The following is an 18951-nucleotide window of genomic DNA, read 5'->3' on the forward strand; positions in this document are numbered from 1 at the left end:
GTCGCTCGCTACACTTCGTGCTCACTCTCTGAAGGGACCGCTCGTGACCGTGACGCTCAAGGACGTCGCCACGCTTGCCGGAGTGTCGGTGAAGACGGTGTCGAACGTCGTGAACGGCTACGCCTTCGTCAAGCCGGAGAACCGGCGGCGTGTCGAGGAAGCACTGGCGGTGACCGGGTACCGGCCGAACGTCGGGGCGCGCAACCTCCGCCGCGGCCGCACCGGGTTCCTCGCGCTGATGGTGCCGGAGCTGTCGATCCCGTACTTCGGCGAGCTGGCCGGCCTGGTCATCACGGCGGCCCAGAAGCGCGGCTGGAGCGTCCTGATCGAACAGACGCAGGGCACGCGGTCACGGGAGCGGGAGACGCTTTCGTCCTTGGGGCCGCACCTGGTCGACGGGGCCCTCGTGCACCCGGAAGCCCTGGAGGCGGCGGACTTCCCGGCCGATCCGGGCGGGATCCCGCTGGTCATGCTGGGTGAGCACGCGGTGGACGTGCCGATCGACCACGTGGCGATCGACAACGTCCTGGCCGCGCGGACGGCGGTGTCCCATCTGGCCTCGCTCGGCAGGCGGCGCATCGCGGCGATCGGGCGCAACCCCGAGCGCGGGACGTCGTCTCAGCGTCTGGCCGGGTACCGGGCGGCGCTGGCCGAGGCCGGTTTGTCCTATTCGGACGCTTTGGTGGCCCCGGCGGAGAAGTGGCACCGGTCGGTCGGGTCGGCGGCGATGAAGTCGCTGCTGGCGTCGGATTCGCCGCCGGACGCGGTGTTCTGCTTCAACGACCTGCTGGCCGTCGGCGCCTTGCGCGCGGTGGCGGAGCTGGGGCTCCGGGTGCCGGAGGACGTCGCCATCGTGGGATTCGACAACAACGAAGAGAGCGCATTCTCGCTCCCGTCGCTGACGACGATCGCCCCGGACAAAACGGCACTCGCCGAGGCGGCGGTGGACCTCGTCCACCGCCGGATCACGGGCGACACGACGTCACCCCCGCAGGACATCCAAACGCCCTTCGGGCTGGAGATCCGCGAAAGCACCCGCGGCCGCTGACCGGCGTACCCAGTCGGCCGGCACGCGTCCGGCTGGGTACGGGTGCCGGGCGGGTGGGGCGGCTCAGCGGGCGGGCCAGTGCCAGGCGGGCCGGTCCAGCCGGCCCTGGCCGGCCACCTTCGTCTCGCCGTACTCCTTTTCCAGCTCCACCGTGCTCACCTCGGCGACCTCCGCCAGCGCGCGGATCAGGGGCTGGGCGTGGGACACCACCACCAGCTGGGTCTCCTTCGCCGCCGTCGCGATCAAGGTCGCCAGGGCCGGGAGGAGGTCCGGGTGGAGGCTGGTCTCGGGCTCGTTCAGCACCAGCAGCTCCGGCGGGCGCGGGGTCAGCAGGGCCGCCACCCACAGCAGGAACCGCAGCGTCCCGTCCGACAGCTCCGCCGCCGACAACGCGCGCAGCAACCCGTGCTGGCGGAACTCGACCGACAGCAGGCCGTCCTCGGAGCGCCGCACCTCCACGGTCGAGCCCGGAAAGGCCGCGTCGAGCACTTCCGCGAGGTCCGCGGCGCGGCCCACTTCGATGATCGTCTGCAGGGCCGCCGCGAGGTCGGCGCCGTCGTGGGACAGCACCGGCGTGCGGGTGCCGATGCGGGACTGGCGCGCCGGTGCGTCGGCGTCCGCGCGGAAGTGGTCGTAGAAGCGCCACGACCGGATGCGCTCCCGCAGCACCACCAGCTCCGGGCAGGCGCGCGGGTCCGCGAATTCGCTCAGCATGCTGTCCGTCAACCGGATCTTGAACCGATCGCCACCCCAGCCCCCGGATTCGACGCGGGTGCGCACGGACGGGCCCGCCCGGTCCGCCAGCAACGCCGACGGCCGCAGGAACGGTCCCGACCAGACCGCTTCCCGCTTGAACTCCGGGTCGAGGTTGAACAACGTCCTCTTGCCCGGCACCGGCAACCCCAGGTCGAGGGCGTAGCCGAACTCGTCGCCCGCGAAGCCGAGCCGCAGCCCGACGGCGTTGGTGTGCACCTTGCCCTCGACACGCGTGGTCCCTCGTCGCACGCCGTTCTCCGGGCCGGCCCACAGCGTCGAGGGCAGGCCGCCCTCCCGGGCCAGCGCCGCCACGGCGCCGTTGCGCGACGCGTCCGCGAGCAGCCGCAGCGCCCGGTACAGGCTCGACTTGCCGCTGCCGTTCGGTCCGGTGACGACGGTCAGCCCGGACAGCGGCAGCACCAGGTCACGCAGTGAGCGGTAGTTCTCGACGGCGAGCGTGGTCAGCATCCTCCGAACCTATCGCGCCGGCCTTTCCGCCGACCGGGTCAGCCGACCGGGTCCGCCAGCGGGATCTCGCCGTCGCCCAGCCACGAGCCGCGCCACGCCAGGTCGTCCCTGGCCAGTGGTTTTCCGCAGCTGTCGCACTTCGTGCCCGGCCGGGTGAGCCGGCCGCAGCGGGTGTGGACCAGTGTCATCGGGCCGCGTGCTTGCTCGGACGCAGTGTGGGCGTCACCCCAGGCGCCGAGCGCGTGCAGCACCGGCAGCGCGTCCGAGCCGGCCCGGGTCAGGCGGTACTCGTGCCGGGTGCGGCCGCCGTCGCGGTACGGGAGCTTGGTCAGCAGTCCGCGGTCGACGAGCTTGGCCAGCCTGGTCGTCAGCACGTTGTCGGCGATGCCGAGCTGGGCGCGGAAGTCCTCGAACCGGGTGGTGCCCGCGGTGGCGTTGCGCAGGATCAGCAGCGTCCACGGCTCGCCGAGGACGTCGGCGGCGCGGGCGATCGGACAGGCGGCGTCCTCCCAGGTGATGCGGCGGCTCATCGTGTGATCCCTTCGACCTGACTTGCTACGAGCAAGTCTACCCCGTAGGGTCAGGCTCAGCTAGCTTGCAGGGAGCAAGTCAGGTCGAGAGGAGCTCGTCATGGACATCTCAGGTGCGGTCGTGCTGGTCACCGGAGCCAACCGGGGACTCGGACGGCGGTTCGCCGCCGCCCTCGTCGAGCGGGGCGCGGCCAAGGTCTACGCCGCCGCGCGCAACCCGGAGTCGATCGACCTGCCGGGCGTCGTCCCGCTGCGTCTCGACGTGACCGACCCGGCGTCGATCCGGGAAGCCGCGAAGACCGCCGGCGACGTCACGCTGCTGGTGAACAACGCCGGTTCGTCGACCGGGGCGTCCCTGCTCGGCGGGTCCCTCGAGGACATCCGGCTGGAGATGGACACGCACTACTTCGGCACCCTCGCGGTCACGCGCGAGTTCGCGCCGGTCCTCGAGCGCAACGGCGGGGGCGCGGTGCTCAACGTGCTCTCGGTGCTTTCCTGGTTCACCGCACCGCAGGTGGCGGCGTACTCCGCGGCGAAGTCGGCGGCCTGGTCGCTGACCAACGCGCTGCGCCTGGAACTGGCCCCGCAGAAGACGCAGGTGACCGCGCTGCACGTCGGCTACATGGACACCGACATGGCCAAGGACGTCGACGGCCCGAAGATCGACCCGGCGGTCGTGGCCGGGCTGGCGCTCGACGCCGTCGAGCAAGGCCGCTTCGAGGTGCTGGCCGATGACGTCAGCCGGAACGTGCGGGCCGGGTTGTCCGCCGATCTGACGGCGCTCTACCCCGCGCTGGTTTCCTGACCGCGTTCCGGCCGCCGTTTTCCGGACCCCGGAATACGACACCCTGCCCCCCGGGCGTATGAATGGGCGGGTGCCGGAACACGTTGAAGCCGGAATCGGCCGAACGAGAAACCGCTGGGGCGAAGGCGAACGGCTGCGCGGTGAAATCCTGGCCGCGGCCGCCCGGTTGCTCGCCGACCTCGGCGGCGAGGACGGGCTGACGATCCGCGGGGTCGCGCGCGCCGTCGGTATCGCCCCGGCGAGCATCTACCAGCATTTTTCCGATCGTGCGGAATTGGTGCGCGGCTTGCTCGAGCACGAATACGCCCGGCTGCGGGATTCGATGCGGGCGGCGGAGGAGTCGCTCGGCGAAACCGACGTCGTCGGCCGGGTCCGGGCGCAGATTCACGCCTACTGCACCTTCGCCATGGAGAATCCCGGGCATTACCGGCTGATGCTCGCGAACGGCGCGTCGCGGCCGGTCCCGGACGCCCGCGCGGAGGGCCCGCTGCTGGACGTGATCGACCGGCTGGCCACCGGGTTCGAACGGTGCGTCGAAGCGGGCCACCCGCTGAGGGTGACGCCGGGCCGCGCGGCGGCGGTGGTGTTCGTGGGCGCACACGGGCGGGTGGCGTTGTTCCACAGCGTGCTCCACCGGACCGGGGCCGAGCTGGTCGAGCCGTTCGTGGACGAGCTGGTGTCGCTGGTGTTCGCGTGATCGGAGCGGCTTCCGCAGCACCACCGAAGTGGTTTCAGAGCGCGCGCTGCACGGTGTCGAGGTCGTCGGCGAGGCGAGTCCGGATGAACCGCGCCCGGTCCGCGTCCGAATACCGCCGTGGCACGATCTCCACCAGCATGATCAGGTCCAGGTACACGCGGTACAGCGCCAGGCGCCGCCGGGACGGCGCGTCGAACGCGGCCGGGCCGCCCGCCGCGCGGTAGCCGTCCACGAGCGCGGGGTCCAGGTCGCGGAACAGCGTCAGTGACACGAACTCCGCCACCGGGTCGCCCCAGAACGCGCGCTCGGCGTCGATGATGCCGGACACCCGGTCGCCGTCGAGCAGGATGTTGCCGTCCCACAGGTCGAAGTGGACGAGCACCGGTGTCGTGACCAGCTCCAGCAGCGGCTCGTGGCGGCGGACGAGGTGCGCGATCTCCGCCGCGGGCCGGGGGAGGTGCACCCCGTACCGGACGGCGTCGCCGAGCACCGCGTCGACCATCGCCGCGAAGGCCGACGGCCACGTCGGGTGCGGGGGATCCTGGAGGTAGCCGAACCCGGCGCCGGTCACGGTGTGCAGCCCGGCCACGATCCCGCCGAGCTCCCGGCGCAGCGCCTCGCGCCCGGTGACCTTCGAGCCGTGCCACGGGACGCCCGGCACCTCCGTCATCAGCAGGAATCCCGGCCCGGCGCCCACCGCCGACGGCACCGGCCCGGCCACCAGGCGGTAGTACTCCGCCTCCGTCGCGAGCAGGTCGTGTTCGTAGGACAGGCCGGGCGCGGCCGGTGCGATCTTGAGCACCAGCCGCCGCCCGTCCGCCAGCGTCATCCGGATCGCCCGGTTGTACGTTCCCCCGCCGATCTCCTCGGCCGTCACCACCGAAGCCGGATCGATGCCCGATGCCGTCAGTTCCGCTCGCACCCGGCCGAGTCTGCCATCAACCACCCCCCTTTTCCGCGGCGTCGGCCAGGTCCTCCGCGGTCGGGGCGTCGTCCTGGGTCAGGCTGCGCCGCCAGTACCCGGTGAACTCGACGGCGTTCTCGGCGAGGCCGCGGTCGCCGACGAGGTGGCGGCGCAGGGTCCGCACCACGCCCGCTTCGCCCGCCAGCCACGCGGCCACCGAACCGCCCGGGAGCTTCGCGTCGCGCACGGCTTCGACCAGCTTGCGACCGTGCTCGGCGCCGTTCCGGTGCAGCCAGTGCACCTCGCCGGGCAGCGGCTGCTCCTCGGCCGCGTCCGCGACCTCGACGAACACCACCGCACTGTCCACTTCGGACAGGATGGTCGCGATGGCGGGGATCGCCGTCTCGTCGCCCGCGCACAGCAGGACGTCCGCTGCGGACAGCGGACGGCGGTAGGCCGGGTCCGGGCCGTACCGGCCGAGGACGTCACCCGGTGCCGCCGTCCGGGCCCACGCCGTGGCCGGGCCGGCCGTGGAGCCGTGCAGCACGAAGTCGACGTCGATCGCCGCCCGGCCCGGGTCGCGGCCGCGCACGGTGTAGCTGCGCATCACCGGGCGTTCTCCGGCCGGGATCGCGAGGTACGCCTGGTACCAGCGCAGGACGTCGTCGCCGGCCGACGGCAGCCGCACCGGGCGGCCCGGCGGCGGGAACAGGAGCTTGAGCTGCTGGTCCGGCCACGGCTCCAGCTCGCCGAGGCCGTCGCCGGTGAAGGTGACGCGCACGGTGCGCGGGGTCACGCGCCGCACCGCCGTCACTTCGAGCAGGCCGGTCGGGTTCACGGCTTCCCCAGGTATTCGCGCAGGTGGCGAGCGGTGAGGGTGGAAGCGTCGGCCACGAGCGAAGCCGGCGTGCCTTCGAAGACGACCCGGCCGCCGTCGTGGCCGGCGCCGGGGCCGAGGTCGATCAGCCAGTCGGCGTGGGCCATCACGGCCTGGTGGTGCTCGATGACGATCACCGTGTTGCCCGCGTCGACGATCCGGTCCAGCAGGGCGAGGAGCTGGTCGACGTCGGCGAGGTGGAGCCCGGTCGTGGGCTCGTCGAGGAGGTAGGTCGAGCCCTTCTCCGCCATCCGGATCGCCAGCTTGAGCCGCTGCCGCTCGCCGCCGGACAGGGTGGTCAGCGGCTGCCCGAGGGTCAGGTAGCCGAGGCCGACGTCGGCGAGGCGGTCGAGCACCGCGCGCGCGGTGCCGCCGGGGAAGAACTCGCGCGCCTCGGCGACGGACATCGCCAGCACCTCGCTGATGTTCTTGCCGCGCAGTTCGAAGGTCAGCACCTTGGGCGTGAACCGCTTGCCCTCGCACTCTTCGCAGACCGACGCGACCCCGGCCATCATCGCCAGGTCGGTGTAGATCACGCCGAGGCCCTTGCAGCGCGGGCAGGCGCCTTCGGAGTTGGCGCTGAACAGGCTCGCCTTGACGCCGTTGGCCTTGGCGAACGCCGTCCGGATCGGGTCGAGCAGCCCGGTGTAGGTCGCCGGGTTGGACCGCCGGGACCCGCGGATCGCCGACTGGTCGACCACGACGACGTCCTCGCGTTGGGCCAGGGAGCCGTGGATCAGCGACGACTTCCCGGAGCCGGCCACCCCGGTGACCACGGTGAGGACGCCGAGCGGGACGTCGACGCTGACGTCACGCAGGTTGTGCAGCTTCGCGCCGGTGATCGACACGTGCCCGGACGGCGTGCGGGGTTGCGCGCGCAGGGTGACGCGGTGATCGAGGTGGCGGCCGGTGAGCGTGCCGGACGCGCGCAGGCCGTCGATGCTCCCGGTGTAGCAGAGCCGCCCGCCGGCGGTGCCCGCGCCGGGGCCGAGGTCGACGACGTGGTCGGCGATCCGGATCGTCTCCGGCTTGTGCTCGACGACCAGGATCGTGTTCCCCTTGTCCCGCAAGCACAACAGCAGGTTGTTCATCCGCTCGATGTCGTGCGGGTGCAGCCCGACGGTCGGCTCGTCGAAGACGTAGGTGACGTCGGTGAGACTGGAGCCCAGGTGGCGCACCATCTTCACGCGCTGCGCCTCGCCGCCCGAGAGCGTCGCGGACTCGCGGTCGAGCGACAGGTAGCCGAGGCCGATCTCGACCAGCGAGTCGAGCGTGTCGCGCAGGTTGCCCAGCAGCGGCCGGATCGACGGCGCGTCCAGGTTCCGCACGAACTCGGCGAGGTCGCTGATCTGCAGGGCCGCGCAGTCGGCGATGTTCTTCCCGTCGATCTTCGCCGACAGCGCGGCCTGGTTGAGCCGGGCGCCGCCGCACTCGTCGCACGTCTTGAACGTCGCCGCCTTCTCGACGAACCCGCGGATGTACGGCTGCAGCGTCTCGGTGTCCTTGTGCAGGTAGAGCCGCTTGACCTTCACCGCGAGGCCTTCGTAGGTGAGGTTCTGCTTGCCCACCTTCACCTTGCACGGGGCCTTGTGCAGCAGGTCGTCGAGCTGCTCGGGCGAGTAGTCCCGGATCTTCGCGTCCGGGTCGACGAAGCCGGACGCCGCGTAGATCTGCACGTACCAGCTGTCGGGGGCCCAGCCGGGGACCAGGACCGCGCCTTCGTTGAGCGAGCGGTCGAAGTCGAGCAGGGCGTGGACGTCGAGGTCGGAGACCCGGCCGAGCCCCTCGCAGGCCGGGCACATGCCCTCGGGCAGGTTGAAGCTGAACGCGCCGGACGTGCCGACGTGCGGTTCGCCGAGCCGGGAGAAGGCGATCCGCAGCATCGCGTAGGCGTCGGTCGCGGTGCCGACCGTGGAGCGCGAATTCGCGCCCATCCGCTCCTGGTCGACGACGATGGCGGCGCTGAGGTTTTCCAGCAGGTCGACGTCCGGGCGCGAGAGGCTCGGCATGAACGACTGGAGGAAGGCGCTGTAGGTCTCGTTGATGAGCCGCTGGGACTCGGCCGCGATGGTGCCGAAGACCAGGGACGACTTGCCCGAGCCGGAGACACCCGTGAACACCGTGAGCCGGCGCTTCGGGATGTCCAGGTCGATGCCGGTGAGGTTGTTTTCCCGGGCCCCCCGGACCTGGATCACGTCGTGGGTGTCGGCGGCCCGCCTGGGTGAGGTCATACCGTCCCTCTTGATAGTTTAGGCTGTAAAGAGATTCTCCATCGTACATTACTTTATGCTGTAAGGAGTCGTCGAGGTGGTCGTCTTCGCGGGTCAGGGGGACGCCCGGCGGTCCATGGAGCTGCTGTGGGCGCCGCGCGTGGTGGCGCCGCGCACGGGCCCGGGCCCCAAACCGGGCCTGTCCGTCGAGGCGATCGTCGCGGCGGCGATCGACATCGCCGACGCGGAGGGCATGGCGGCGCTGTCGATGCGTTCGGTGGGAGAGCGCCTCGGCCGGACGGCGATGGCGCTGTACACCTACGTGCCGGGCAAGACCGAGCTGGTCGACCTGATGTACGACCGGACGTTGGCGGAGCTGCCTTCGGCGTTCCCGGTCTCGTCCGGGTGGCGGCCGGCGGCGGTGGCCTCGGCCGGTTCGCTGTGGGACCTGCACCTGCGGCACCCGTGGCTGCTGCAGGTGTCCCCGGCGCGACCGGTGCTCGGGCCGGGGGAGTTCCACGTGCAGGAGACGCTGCTTTCCGTTCTGGCGGCCACGGGGTTGCCGTTGCCCCGGGTGCGCTGGGTGGTGTCGGCGCTGTTCAACATCGTGCGCGGCTCGGTCCAGGCGGCGGCGGAGTCACGCCAGGCGGCACGCGAGACGGGACTGTCCGAAGAGGACTGGTGGTACGCGCGGCCGGCGTTGCTCGGCGAGCTGGCGCCGGACCTCTCGACGCGGTTTCCGACGGTGGCCCGGCTGGGGGAGGAAGGGGCGTACGAGGCTTCCGACGACGAGCCCTACCTGGAACGGGAGGCGCGGCTGTCGTTCGAGGCGGGGCTGGAGCTGCTGCTGGACGGCGTCGAAGCGGCGATCGTCAAGGCTTCCGGGCCTCGATGAGGAACCGCGTCGCGTGGGCGACGAACGGGCCGTCGCGCTCGATCAGCTCGTGCAGCTCCCGCAGCTTGTCCCGGTACCGCTCCACCGTGAACCCCGGGACCAGCCAGATCACCTTGCGCAGGAAGTACACCACCGCCTCGAACACGCTCGCCGGGCCGACCTGCTGGGAGAAGTACGTTCCGCCGGGGCGCAGCACGCGGGCGATCCCGGCCCACTGCGTCCTCACGGGGTGGCGGCTGGAGACGAGGTCGAACACGTCGTCCGCGAACGGGATGCCGGCGGTCGCCACCACCAGGACCCCGCGCGGCCGCAGCCGGGCCGACGCCTTCGCGATGTTCGGCGCCCACGACTCGGTGGCGGCCGAAACCGGGGGCAGGGACGGGCAGCCGTCGAGGACTTCGCCGCCGCCGGTTTCCAGGTCGAGCGCGGCGGAGACGGGGGACAGGCGCTCGCCGAGCAGCCGCTGGTAGCCCCACGATGGCCGGGCTTCGGTGGCGCGGCCGTCGAGCCAGGAGAAGTCCCAGCCCTCGACGGAGACCGCCGAAGCTTCGGCCACCAGTTCGTCGAACACGCCTCCGATGGTCACAAAGCCGACGGCGGGCCGCCACCCGATTTCCGGACCGGCGGCGGGGGCACCGGTTTGGCGAGCGTGACCGACGAGAACGCCACCACGACCCGGCCGCGCCGGGTCTCGACTGTGCAGGAGTCCTCGTCGCGCGCCACCAGGTCGCCGAGCGCGTCGGTGAAGCCGCCCTCGATGCGGTAGCGGACCACGACCCGCGTCCCGAGCGGCAGCTCCCGCAGCAGCTTCACAGGCGCGCGCTCAGCTCGTCGTCCGACGGCTCGACCAGGAACGTGCCGTCCTCCCAGACGATCGTCGGGATGCGGCGGGCGCCGTCCTGCAGCTCGCGGACGCGGCGCTCGGCGTCGGCGTCCGCCTCGACGTCCACATAGGAGTATTCGACGCCTTCGCGGTCGAGCAGCGCGCGGCTGCGCTTCACGTCCGGGCACCAGCTCGCGCCGTAGACCGTCAGCTTCACGAAACTACCTCCGAGACAGGGGTTTCCACCGGGGCGTGCCCCAACTCTGCCAGCCAGCCGCGGAACACCGGTGCAAGGCCCCTGCCCCGACGACCTCGCCGGGAAAGGCCGGCTCGCGCGGGTGCACGACGAAGCCGTGCTGCTGCGGGCCGCCCAGGCCGCGGCCGCGGCGCCGACCACCGCGCCGGTCGGCACGACCGGGATGATCGAGCCGAGGGCAACGCGGCTCAGTGACCCGCCGGGATCAGGGACGAGATGCGCAGCGACGACGTCCCGATGCCGGTCGGGCCGCCGAACACCGATGCCGCCGCCGGGTGGTAGCGCAGTTCCGTCTCGGTGTAGCGGCCCACGTTCTCGTGCCAGTTCAGGATTCCGGCCATCCAGTCGCGGAACTCCTGGACGTACTCCAGCAGCATCTGCTGGACGTCCGGCTCGATGGCGTAGTCGCGGAACAGGGCGGGCAGCTCGATCGCCGCCGCGTGGCCGAACTCCGCCAGCCGGGCGTGGAGCAGGTCCGTCACCACCTCGAACGCGCGCTGCTCCGGGCAGTCGAGGAAGTTGCGCACGACCAGCACCGCGTTGTGCAGCTCGCCCTCGTACTGGATCTCCTTGCGGTAGGAGTACAGGTCGTTGATCAGGCACGCCACGTCCGTCGCCGAGTGTTCGATCGCCTGCACCGGGCGGGTGCGGTACAGCTCGGGCGGCACCGAACGGCCGTGTGAGAACCGCGAGAGGCTCATGGTGAGGTCCGAACCGAACGTCCGGCGCCGCATCTCGACGTAGTCGATCGGGTCCGGGATCCGGTTCTGCGCCTGGTTCGCCAGTTCCCAGAGCCAGCTCGACGTCATCGAGTCGACCGCCCGGCGCACCGCCAGCCGGTTCTCCGGGCTCATGTCCGCCGTGGTCCGGGGCCAGAGGTCGGCCAAGCCCACCTCCAACGCGCTCGCCGGCGTCGGCGTCGGCGAGTCGTCCACCGGCATGAACGCCGACAACCGGAGGTTGCACGCCTTCGCGCCCGCGAGGTCGCGGGTCGCGCCGAACACCACCGGGTAGTAGTCGTCGGCGTAGGTGCCCCAGGTCAGCCAGTCGCTCGTCAGGTCGAGGGCGTCGGCCGTGGCGTCCGGGTGGATGCCCGCCGCGCACAGCGGCAGGTCGGTGGCCCGCAGCTTCCGCTCGTCCCACACCACGCCGTCGAGGAAGCCGGTGCGCCGCGCCCAGTCGACGTTGCGGACCCGGCATGCCCCGAGGTGCGGGCTGAGCCGCAGCGGGAACGGGATGTCGATCGCCGGGTGCGGGACGTCGACCGCGCGGAACGGCGTCGAGCCGTACGCCCGGAGCCGTTGCGGTGCCGTCGCGAGCACCGACGAGAAGATGCGCGCCGCGGACGTGCCCAGGCCGGTCACGCCGCCCAGTTCCGGCCCGCCGCGGCCGGCCAAGGCCCCTTCGTTCATGTACCGGCTGGACCGCAGGTGCCATTCGTGGCCGCCGGACTGCCAGTCCTGCAGCCCCTTGACGTAGGCGAAGGTCGCCGCGCGGGCGGCCGGGTCGACGCCGTGCTCGTCGAACAGCGCGGGCACCTCGGTCAGCGCCGTGTGCTCGAACTGGTGCAGCCGGGAGGTGATCAGGTCGTTGACCGCGTCGGCCGCCTGCTGGGTGCTCAGCCCGAGGAACTCCTCGAACACCAGCACGCCGTTGGACAGCTCGCCTTCGTCCTGCACCTCGCGCTGGTAGGAGAACAGGTCGTTGCGGAGGTGGACGCTGTCGGCGAAGCAGTCGCGAAGGACCTCCATCGGCCGGGACTCGGCGATCGTGTCAGGGACCTCGGCGTGCACCGAGTGCTCCACCAGGTTCGCCGACCAGGGCGCGCCACCGACCTTCCGCCGCATCTCGACGTACTCGATCGGGTTGGCGAGCCGTCCTTCGTTGATGTTGGCCAGTTCCCACAGCGACTCGTCGAGCAGTGCCTTCGTGCTTTCGATGAACCGGCGCCGCCAGCCGGCCGACCGGTGCGGGACCGTGCGGTTCCACAGGTCGGTGAGCCCGCACTCGACGGGGTTCTCCGGGGTCGCCGTGATTTCGCCTTCGGCGGGCATGAACAGCGTCAGCCGGTCGAGGTAGCCCCGTGCGCTTTCGGTGTCGCCGGTGCGCTTGTACAGCTCGAGGAAGTGGTCGTCGAAGTAGAACACCCAGACGTACCAGTCGGTGATCAGGTCGAGCTCTTCGGCGCCGGCGTCGGGGTGGGTGTAGGCGCACAGCAGGGCGTAGTCGTGGGAGTCGAGGTCGTGCTCGGTCCAGATCACCGTGCCGTGCTGCGGCACGTCGATCATGTCCATCCGGCCCGCCCACGCCTTGCTGTGCTCGCGCGCGCCCTCCAGGTGCGGGTTCAGGCGCGCCGGGTAGGGCATGTAGAACTCGGGCAGGACGAACGGTTGCTGAGGCACCCCGTGAGGCAACCAAACGAAGCCGGTGCCCGCCAAGGGAAGCAGGCCGGATGCACACGAACGGGCCGGGCACGTCCCCCGGGCGGCCCAGCGGGGGACCCGGCCCGGTCAGCAGGCGGCGAGCGGCCGTCGCACGATGGTGGAGTACCCGACCGAGGAGAAACCGATGACCGACGACAACCGGGTGGTCGACAACCCGGACGAGAGCCGCTACGAGTTATGGGCGGGGGAGAAGCTGGCGGGCATCGCCGCGTACGACCTGCGTGGCGGCCTCACGGTGTTCACCCACACCGAGATCGACGACGCCTTCTCGGGACAGGGCCTGGGCAAGGTGCTCGCCGGGGGCGCGCTCGACGACGCCGTCGCCCACGGCCGGACGATCGTGCCGGTCTGCCCGTTCATCGCCCGGTACCTGAAGAAGAACCCGGGGTACGAGGACCACGTCCGCTGGCCGCGCGAGTAGGCCGGAAGCCACACCCCACTGGGCCGTCCGGGTGATCTGAGAGGTATGTCCGGATCCCTTGGTTATTAACCAACCTTCGTCGGTAGTGCGTTGGTTGCCGGGCAACGAAAGTATCGGCACCGGCTTCGAACGCCCCACCTGGAGGAAGTTGATGACTCCCCGGAAGACCGTCCTCAGGACCTTCGCCGTCTTGTCGGCCGCCGCGCTGACCAGCGGTGTTTGCCCCTCGGCGGCCACCGCGTCCCCCCTGGCCTTCGCGGAACTGCAGGCCCGCGCCATCACCGGTGCCACCCAGGTGGCGGACGCGCTGGGCGCCGCGTCGGGCGGCGTCTACCTCGACAACGGCAAGGCCGTCGTGAACGTCGTCGACGACGCCGCGGTGCGGCAGGTGCAGGCCGCCGGCTTCACCGCGAAGAAGGTCAAGCACACCTTCGCCGCGCTCACGAGCGTCAAGAACCAGCTGGACGCGGTGAAGAACGTGCCGCAGACCGCGTGGGGCATCGACACGAAGACCAACCAGGTCGTCGTGAAGGTCTACGACGCGGCCGGCAAGGAGGCCGCGGACAAGGTCTCCGCGGCCGCCGCGAAGTACGGCGACAGCGTCCGCGTCGAGCACCGCACCGGCAAGCTGGAGCTCTACCTCAAGGACGGCGACGCGATCCAGAACAGCCAGGGCCGCTGCTCGCTCGGCTTCAACGTGACCCGCGGCGGCTCGCCGTTCCTGCTCACCGCGGGCCACTGCACGAACCTCGGCGGCACCTGGTCCGGCGGCGACGTCTCCGGCGCGCAGGTCGTCGAAAGCGACTGCCCCGGCGCCGACTCCGGCCTGCTGACCCGCCCGAACGGCACCGGGCCGGGCCAGATCAACACCGGCCAGCCGATCACCGCCGCGGCGACGCCGACGGTGGGCGAGCAGATGCAGAAGCAGGGCTCGACCACCGGCGGCGGCAGCGGCGAGGTGACCTCGGTCGACGAGTCGGTCAACTTCGACGTCGGCGTGCTCAACCACGAGTTCGGGACCACCGCGCACACCGACCACGGCGACTCCGGCGGCCCGGCGTACGACGGCTCGAAGGGCCTGGGCACGCTGTCCGGCGGCGACACCCAGACCAGCTACTTCTACCCGCTCACCCTCGAGCTGCAGGCCTACGGCCTCGAGCTCGCCTGAGCCGCAGACAGCGGCACTTTCACGTGAAAGCTACGCTTTGCATCCCAAAGCGGCACTTTCACGTGAAAGTGCCGCTTTCTATGGCTTGAGCCGCCTCGCGCGGTAGACGGCGTCGGTGTGGTGGCCCTCGCCGCGCGTTTCGCACGTTTCGACCACCCACGACCACGGGTCGCCGAGGTAGGTGGTGATCTCCTCGGGCTCGAAGAAGAGCTCCTCCGGTGGCTTCTGGCCGTCGAACTGCCGCATGGCCTTGGACGAGTGCCCGACGACCAGCAGCGTGCCGCCGGGCCGGATCGCCGCCGCGGCCGCCGTGAAGACGTCGCGGCGCAGGTCCGGCGGGAGGTGCATGTACTGCGCGGAAATCAGGTCGTACGTGTCCTCGGGCTGCCAGGTCAGGATGTCGCGGTGCAGCCACCGGACGTCCACGGCGGCCTCCCGCCCCGCGGCTTCGGCCCGGGCGAGCGCGACGGTCGAGATGTCGGCGCCGTCGACCGTCCAGCCCTGCTTCGCGAGCCAGATCGCGTCGCCGCCCTCGCCGCAGCCGAGGTCGAGGGCGCGCCCGGGTTTCAGCCCCTCGACCTCGGTGCGCAGGTTGACGTTGACGTTCCCGCTCCAGATCTGGTTGTCACGCTGGTAGAGCGCTTCCCAGAAGTCCTGTTTGAGCATGTTCTCGACGGTCATGGGCTCGTCGTGCGCGTGCGGCATGGGTCCTCCTCGGTGACGTCCCCCGAGCATGCGGAGGACGTCCCCAGGAAGGCAAACTTCGTTGCCGGTTCGGCAACTCAGGCGGGGCCGTACACCTGCATCTCGTACAGCGAGTAGCCGTAGGACGTCCCCCGCGTGACGCCGTTCATCCGCACGTACCGGCCGGTGCCGGTCAGCCCGGTCAGGTCGTCCGTGCCGCCGTTGCCCGTCGTGGTGGTGTAGATCGTCGTCCACGTCGTGCCGTCGGCGGACGTCTGGATGCTGTACCCCTTCCCGTACGCGGCTTCCCAGCTCAGCTTGACGCGCGAGACCGGTTTCGCGGCGCCGAGGTCGACGCGCAGCCACTCCGGAGCGGACCCTTCCTTCGACGCCCAGCGCGTGCTCGTCAGGTTGCCGTCGAAGGCCGCGCCCGCGGGGTAGGCCGACGATTCCGTGGACGACGCCGTCGCGGTCTTGCCCTGGGACAGCAGTGTTTCCGAGCCGCCGCCTGCGGTCACCGTGACGCCCAGCGAAACCGTCTTCGTCCCGCCGGTGAGGGTGATCGTCGCCGAGCCGGGGGCGGCCGTGGCGGCCGCGGTGACGGTGACGGCCGAGGTCCCGCCGGCGGGCACCGACGTGGGGGAGAAGGACACGCTCACGCCCGCGGGGGCGCCGGTCGCGGACAGCGTGACGGCGTCGGTGGCCGTCACGGTGGCCGTCGCCGAAGCGCCTGGCGCCACCGACACCGACGAAGGCGTCACGCTGAGGCCGGACGCGCCGGCCGGGGTGAACGTCCAGCGGGCGGCGGTGCCGGAGCAGCTGCCCGCGGTGAGCGTGGTGCCCGACGCGCGGAAGCACTTGCTGCTGGACTGGATGTCCGAGATGGTGCCGTCCGGGTTGATCGACCACTGCTGGGCCGGCCCGCCGGTGCAGGTCTGCAGCACGATCGAGCTGCCGGAGATGCCCGCGCACTTGTCGTCGATCACGAGGAAGGCGCCGTGGAAGGTGAACCGCTGCGCGGCACTTCCGGTGCAGGCCGCCACCTTCAGCGTGGTGCCGCTGCCCGGGGCTTCCAGGCAGGTGCCGGTGGAGGTGTTGCGGTACTGGCCGACCGTCGTGTTCGGCCGCGCGCCGCCCCAGCACTTCCCGGTGCTCGTGTCGAAGATCGGCGTGGCGTCGTATGGCTCGTTCGACGGCGGGTCGACGACGACCGGCTCCATGACCGGCGTGTTGTCGGGGTTGTAGTGCGTGAGCGCGTCTTCGCAGTCGATCGCGTCGAAGGCGCTGCCGCCCTTGCCGCCGAGCCAGAGGTCGATGTGGCGCAGGCCGGGGCCGCCGTTCGGGCCCTGGCTGTTCCAGTCGTCGGAACACTCGTCGCAGCCGTCCTCCATGACGAAGTACTTCTGCACCCGCGGCACCCAGACCTTGGTGCCGGGCTTGAGCTCGTCGCTGCTGGTGGCGAAGGTGATCGGGTCGGCGTAGGTGCCCTTGCCGCCCGCGGTGCCGTGGAGCTGCGGGTAGGAGATGTCACCGCCCGGCGGGGTGTTGTCCCACCAGCCGTAGAAGGTGAGGAAGGTGGGCTGGGTGGTGGCCGCGCTCGCCGTGGGTCCACCGGCGAGTGCGGCGGTCAAGGCGAGGAACAGGGTCACGACGAGCACGAGCACGCGCCGGGTCATGCTGCCTCCGGGGAACTGGGTGGACGATGACTGCGGCGTGGGTCCAGGTTCGCCGGGCTCCGGCCGGGCGTCAAGACCTGTTCGTAAAGTTCCCTAACAAACGGGGTTTCGTGTCCCGCTCGCCGGGAAATCGCCGCAGGTAAGCGCTTTCCTGGGCCAAGATGACGGCATGAGCGAACAGCGGGAAATCGTGGTCACCGGGGGCGGCACCGGCATCGGGCTGGCGATCGCCGCCCGGTTCGCGGCGGCGGGCGAGCGGGTGACCGTCACCGGGCGGCGCAAGGACGTCCTCGAGGCGGCGGCGGAGAAGATCGGCGCGCGGGCGGTGGCCTTCGACGCGAGCGACCCGGCGGCCGTGCGGGCGGCGCTGGCGGAGCTGCCCGAGCGGGTGGACGTCCTGGTCAACAACGCCGGTGGCAACACCGACCGGGTGCGGGAGGCACCCGCACCCGGCGACCTGCAGGGCCTCGCCGACGCGTGGCAGGCGAACTTCGAGGCCAACGTGCTCTCCGCCGTGCTCGTCACCGCGGCGCTGAAGCCGCGCTTCGCGGACAACGTGCGCGTTGTGACACTCGGCTCCATCGCGGCGAAGCAGGGCTCAGGCTCGTACGGCGCGGCGAAGGCGGCGATCGAGGCGTGGAACACCGACCTCGCGCGGCAGCTGGGCGCCGGCGGAACCGCCAACGTCGTGGCGCCGGGCGTCGTCCTCGACACGGAGTTCTTCCACGGCACGCTCACCGGCGAATGGCTGAACTCCCGGGTCTCCCTGGCGTTCAACCAGCGGGCCGGCCGTCCGGAGGAAATCGCCGACACCGTGCGGTTCCTCGCCGCGCCGGAAGCCGGGCACGTCACCGGCCAGGTCGTGCACGTGAACGGCGGCGCGTACGGCGCTCGCTAGGCCATCCGGGTCGCAAGTGGGGCGGCCGTCCCACAGCGGCCGCGGTCCTCTCCATGGTGGAAGTGTCCGTACCACCGGAAGAGAGAGGTGATCCGCCGTGACGGCCGCACCCGCAACCCCGGCCCTCCCGACGACCCGCCAGGCCGGCTGCCCGCTCGACCCACCCGGCGACTACGCCACCCTCCGGGACACCGCACCCACGTCGAAGGTGCGGTGCCCGGCGGGCATGGACGCCTGGCTGGTGACGCGCTACGCCGACGTCCGCGCGGTGCTCGCCGACCGGACGATGAGCTCACGCGGCGCGTCTTCGGTGCACGTCAACCCGAACGCCGACCTCGACGAGGAGGTCAGTCCCGGCTCGATCATCCAGCTGGACGGCGCCGCGCACGCCCGGCTGCGGAAGAAGGTGCTCGCCGAGTTCACCGTGCGGCGGGTGGAAGCGCTGCGCGGCTACATCCAAGAGCTGGTGGAGCGTCACCTCGACGCGCTGCTCGCGCGGCCCGGCCGGGCGGATCTGGTGCAGGACTTCGCGTTGCCGATCCCGTCACTGGTGATCTGCGAGCTGCTCGGCGTCCCGTACGAGGACCGTTCGCGCTTCCAGCGGCAGAGCACGACGTTGGTCAGCACCGATGCGACGCGTGAGGAAGGCGAGCAGGCGTACGACGCGCTTTCGGGCTATCTGGCCGGGTTGTTCACCGAGAAGCAGCGGAATCCGCAGAACGACCTGTTCAGCAGGCTGATTTCGGCTGGTGCCGACGCCGACCCGCTCACGATGGAGGAGCTCGTCGTGCTCGGGCTCAGCCTGCTGGTGGCCGGCCACGAGACGACGGCCAACATGATCGCGCTGAGCACGCTCGTGCTGCTGGAGCACCCCGGGCAGCGTGACGTGGTGCTCGCCGCGCCGGAGCGGGCGGTGGAGGAACTGCTGCGGTACCTGTCGGTCGTCCAGTTCGGCGTGCTGCGGTACGCCACCTCGGACGTCCGGGTCGGGTCACGGGACGTTCGCGCGGGGGAGTGGCTGGTGGCGGCGGTGAACTCGGCGAACCGCGACGAGGAGGTGTTCCCGGGCGCGGACGAACTGGACTTCGGCCGCGAGCACCCGCGCACCCACGTGGCCTTCGGGTTCGGCGCGCACCAGTGCATCGGCCAGCAGCTGGCGCGCGTGGAGCTGCAGGAGGCGTTGACGGGGTTGTTCCGCCGGGTGCCCGGCCTGCGGCTGGCGGTACCGCGGGAGACGTTGGCGTACAAGCACAACACGCTGGTGTACGGCCTGCGCGAGCTGCCGGTCGCCTGGGACTGACTGCGCCGACCCGACTGTGCTTGCCCCGGGAAATGGGGGGCGTCTTCGCGGCCGGGCGGCTACGGTGGCGGGCAACGCGCTGATGGAGACG

General features: G+C 71.3%; 19 protein-coding genes. 8 read left to right on the top strand and 11 right to left on the bottom strand.

Annotation, left to right across the window (positions count from 1 at the left end; genetic code table 11):
* The first annotated feature begins 43 nt into the window (after window positions 1-43).
* Window positions 44-1048, top strand: a complete 1005-nt coding sequence (locus AB0F15_RS12070) for a LacI family DNA-binding transcriptional regulator (protein WP_360269172.1) — start codon at window positions 44-46, stop codon at window positions 1046-1048.
* 63 nt (window positions 1049-1111) lie between these two features.
* Here AB0F15_RS12070 and AB0F15_RS12075 read toward each other — a convergent pair whose 3' ends face one another.
* Together AB0F15_RS12075 and AB0F15_RS12080 are read right to left on the bottom strand one after the other, a co-directional pair.
* The gene (locus tag AB0F15_RS12075; protein ID WP_360269175.1) at window positions 1112-2272 is read right to left on the bottom strand and encodes an AAA family ATPase; all 1161 of its coding nucleotides are present in this window, start codon (window positions 2270-2272) and stop codon (window positions 1112-1114) included.
* A 38-nt stretch (window positions 2273-2310) separates the two neighbouring features.
* The gene (locus AB0F15_RS12080; RefSeq protein WP_360269178.1) at window positions 2311-2802 is read right to left on the bottom strand and encodes a helix-turn-helix domain-containing protein; all 492 of its coding nucleotides are present in this window, start codon (window positions 2800-2802) and stop codon (window positions 2311-2313) included.
* Window positions 2803-2902: 100 nt separating this feature from the next.
* Here AB0F15_RS12080 and AB0F15_RS12085 point away from each other — a divergent pair, with 100 nt between their 5' ends.
* Both AB0F15_RS12085 and AB0F15_RS12090 read left to right on the top strand, forming a co-directional pair.
* Window positions 2903-3607 (top strand): SDR family oxidoreductase, encoded by a 705-nt coding sequence (locus AB0F15_RS12085; protein WP_360269181.1) that lies wholly within the window; start codon window positions 2903-2905, stop codon window positions 3605-3607.
* A 133-nt stretch (window positions 3608-3740) separates the two neighbouring features.
* Window positions 3741-4304, top strand: a complete 564-nt coding sequence (locus AB0F15_RS12090; RefSeq protein WP_360269468.1) for a TetR/AcrR family transcriptional regulator — start codon at window positions 3741-3743, stop codon at window positions 4302-4304.
* Between the two features lie 34 nt (window positions 4305-4338).
* Here AB0F15_RS12090 and AB0F15_RS12095 read toward each other — a convergent pair whose 3' ends face one another.
* From AB0F15_RS12095 to AB0F15_RS12105, 3 genes are read right to left on the bottom strand one after another with little or no spacing between them, the layout of a single operon-like run.
* Window positions 4339-5226, bottom strand: a complete 888-nt coding sequence (locus tag AB0F15_RS12095) for an aminoglycoside phosphotransferase family protein (RefSeq protein ID WP_360269184.1) — start codon at window positions 5224-5226, stop codon at window positions 4339-4341.
* A gap of 16 nt (window positions 5227-5242) precedes the next feature.
* The gene (locus tag AB0F15_RS12100) at window positions 5243-6046 is read right to left on the bottom strand and encodes a siderophore-interacting protein (protein WP_360269187.1); all 804 of its coding nucleotides are present in this window, start codon (window positions 6044-6046) and stop codon (window positions 5243-5245) included.
* Window positions 6043-8316, bottom strand: a complete 2274-nt coding sequence (locus AB0F15_RS12105) for an excinuclease ABC subunit UvrA (protein WP_360269190.1) — start codon at window positions 8314-8316, stop codon at window positions 6043-6045. The genes AB0F15_RS12100 and AB0F15_RS12105 overlap by 4 nt, the downstream gene beginning before the upstream one ends.
* Window positions 8317-8392: 76 nt before the next feature.
* Between AB0F15_RS12105 and AB0F15_RS12110 the strand changes: the two genes are divergently transcribed.
* Window positions 8393-9190, top strand: coding sequence for a TetR/AcrR family transcriptional regulator C-terminal domain-containing protein (locus AB0F15_RS12110; RefSeq protein ID WP_360269193.1), 798 nt, complete (start codon window positions 8393-8395; stop codon window positions 9188-9190).
* Here AB0F15_RS12110 and AB0F15_RS12115 read toward each other — a convergent pair.
* The 4 genes from AB0F15_RS12115 to AB0F15_RS12130 form a co-directional block, all read right to left on the bottom strand.
* On the bottom strand, window positions 9168-9770 hold the full coding sequence (locus AB0F15_RS12115; protein WP_360269470.1) for a methyltransferase domain-containing protein: 603 nt from the start codon (window positions 9768-9770) through the stop codon (window positions 9168-9170). The two genes, AB0F15_RS12110 and AB0F15_RS12115, sit on opposite strands and share 23 nt — an antisense overlap.
* A gap of 2 nt (window positions 9771-9772) precedes the next feature.
* Entirely contained in the window at window positions 9773-10003 is a 231-nt protein-coding gene (locus tag AB0F15_RS12120; protein ID WP_360269196.1) for a ferrous iron transport protein A, read from the bottom strand.
* A complete protein-coding gene (locus AB0F15_RS12125) occupies window positions 10000-10230 on the bottom strand; it encodes a glutaredoxin domain-containing protein (RefSeq protein ID WP_360269199.1) in 231 nt (76 codons plus the stop codon). The genes AB0F15_RS12120 and AB0F15_RS12125 overlap by 4 nt, the downstream gene beginning before the upstream one ends.
* Window positions 10231-10457: 227 nt before the next feature.
* Complete coding sequence (locus tag AB0F15_RS12130; protein ID WP_360269472.1) at window positions 10458-12635, bottom strand: germacradienol/geosmin synthase; 2178 nt, start codon at window positions 12633-12635, stop codon at window positions 10458-10460.
* Window positions 12636-12837: 202 nt separating this feature from the next.
* On the opposite strand from AB0F15_RS12130, the gene AB0F15_RS12135 reads away from it, so the two are divergent.
* On the top strand, window positions 12838-13134 hold the full coding sequence (locus tag AB0F15_RS12135; RefSeq protein ID WP_360269202.1) for a GNAT family N-acetyltransferase: 297 nt from the start codon (window positions 12838-12840) through the stop codon (window positions 13132-13134).
* 151 nt (window positions 13135-13285) lie between these two features.
* The gene (locus AB0F15_RS12140) at window positions 13286-14302 is read left to right on the top strand and encodes a S1 family peptidase (RefSeq protein WP_360269205.1); all 1017 of its coding nucleotides are present in this window, start codon (window positions 13286-13288) and stop codon (window positions 14300-14302) included.
* Window positions 14303-14380: 78 nt separating this feature from the next.
* Here AB0F15_RS12140 and AB0F15_RS12145 read toward each other — a convergent pair whose 3' ends face one another.
* Together AB0F15_RS12145 and AB0F15_RS12150 are read right to left on the bottom strand one after the other, a co-directional pair.
* Window positions 14381-15007, bottom strand: a complete 627-nt coding sequence (locus AB0F15_RS12145) for a class I SAM-dependent methyltransferase (protein ID WP_360269208.1) — start codon at window positions 15005-15007, stop codon at window positions 14381-14383.
* A 77-nt stretch (window positions 15008-15084) separates the two neighbouring features.
* Complete coding sequence (locus AB0F15_RS12150; RefSeq protein WP_360269211.1) at window positions 15085-16662, bottom strand: discoidin domain-containing protein; 1578 nt, start codon at window positions 16660-16662, stop codon at window positions 15085-15087.
* Between the two features lie 169 nt (window positions 16663-16831).
* Here AB0F15_RS12150 and AB0F15_RS12155 point away from each other — a divergent pair, with 169 nt between their 5' ends.
* Both AB0F15_RS12155 and AB0F15_RS12160 read left to right on the top strand, forming a co-directional pair.
* The gene (locus tag AB0F15_RS12155) at window positions 16832-17560 is read left to right on the top strand and encodes an SDR family oxidoreductase (protein WP_360269214.1); all 729 of its coding nucleotides are present in this window, start codon (window positions 16832-16834) and stop codon (window positions 17558-17560) included.
* A 97-nt stretch (window positions 17561-17657) separates the two neighbouring features.
* Entirely contained in the window at window positions 17658-18860 is a 1203-nt protein-coding gene (locus AB0F15_RS12160; protein ID WP_360269216.1) for a cytochrome P450, read from the top strand.
* Window positions 18861-18951 lie beyond the last annotated feature (91 nt).

It is taken from the genome of Amycolatopsis sp. NPDC026612 (assembly GCF_040638285.1).
Lineage (GTDB): Bacteria > Actinomycetota > Actinomycetes > Mycobacteriales > Pseudonocardiaceae > Amycolatopsis.

Bases quoted from the DNA above. Each gene is read 5' to 3' on its own strand.
- AB0F15_RS12155 (WP_360269214.1), top strand. From the start codon at position 16,832: ATGAGCGAACAGCGGGAAATCGTGGTCACCGGGGGCGGCACCGGCATC.
- AB0F15_RS12085 (WP_360269181.1), top strand. From the start codon at position 2,903: ATGGACATCTCAGGTGCGGTCGTGCTGGTCACCGGAGCCAACCGGGGA.
- AB0F15_RS12080 (WP_360269178.1), bottom strand. From the start codon at position 2,802: ATGAGCCGCCGCATCACCTGGGAGGACGCCGCCTGTCCGATCGCCCGC.
- AB0F15_RS12105 (WP_360269190.1), bottom strand. From the start codon at position 8,316: ATGACCTCACCCAGGCGGGCCGCCGACACCCACGACGTGATCCAGGTC.
- AB0F15_RS12140 (WP_360269205.1), top strand. From the start codon at position 13,286: ATGACTCCCCGGAAGACCGTCCTCAGGACCTTCGCCGTCTTGTCGGCC.
- AB0F15_RS12075 (WP_360269175.1), bottom strand. From the start codon at position 2,272: ATGCTGACCACGCTCGCCGTCGAGAACTACCGCTCACTGCGTGACCTG.
- AB0F15_RS12145 (WP_360269208.1), bottom strand. From the start codon at position 15,007: ATGCCGCACGCGCACGACGAGCCCATGACCGTCGAGAACATGCTCAAA.
- AB0F15_RS12150 (WP_360269211.1), bottom strand. From the start codon at position 16,662: ATGACCCGGCGCGTGCTCGTGCTCGTCGTGACCCTGTTCCTCGCCTTG.
- AB0F15_RS12130 (WP_360269472.1), bottom strand. From the start codon at position 12,635: ATGCCCTACCCGGCGCGCCTGAACCCGCACCTGGAGGGCGCGCGCGAG.
- AB0F15_RS12135 (WP_360269202.1), top strand. From the start codon at position 12,838: ATGACCGACGACAACCGGGTGGTCGACAACCCGGACGAGAGCCGCTAC.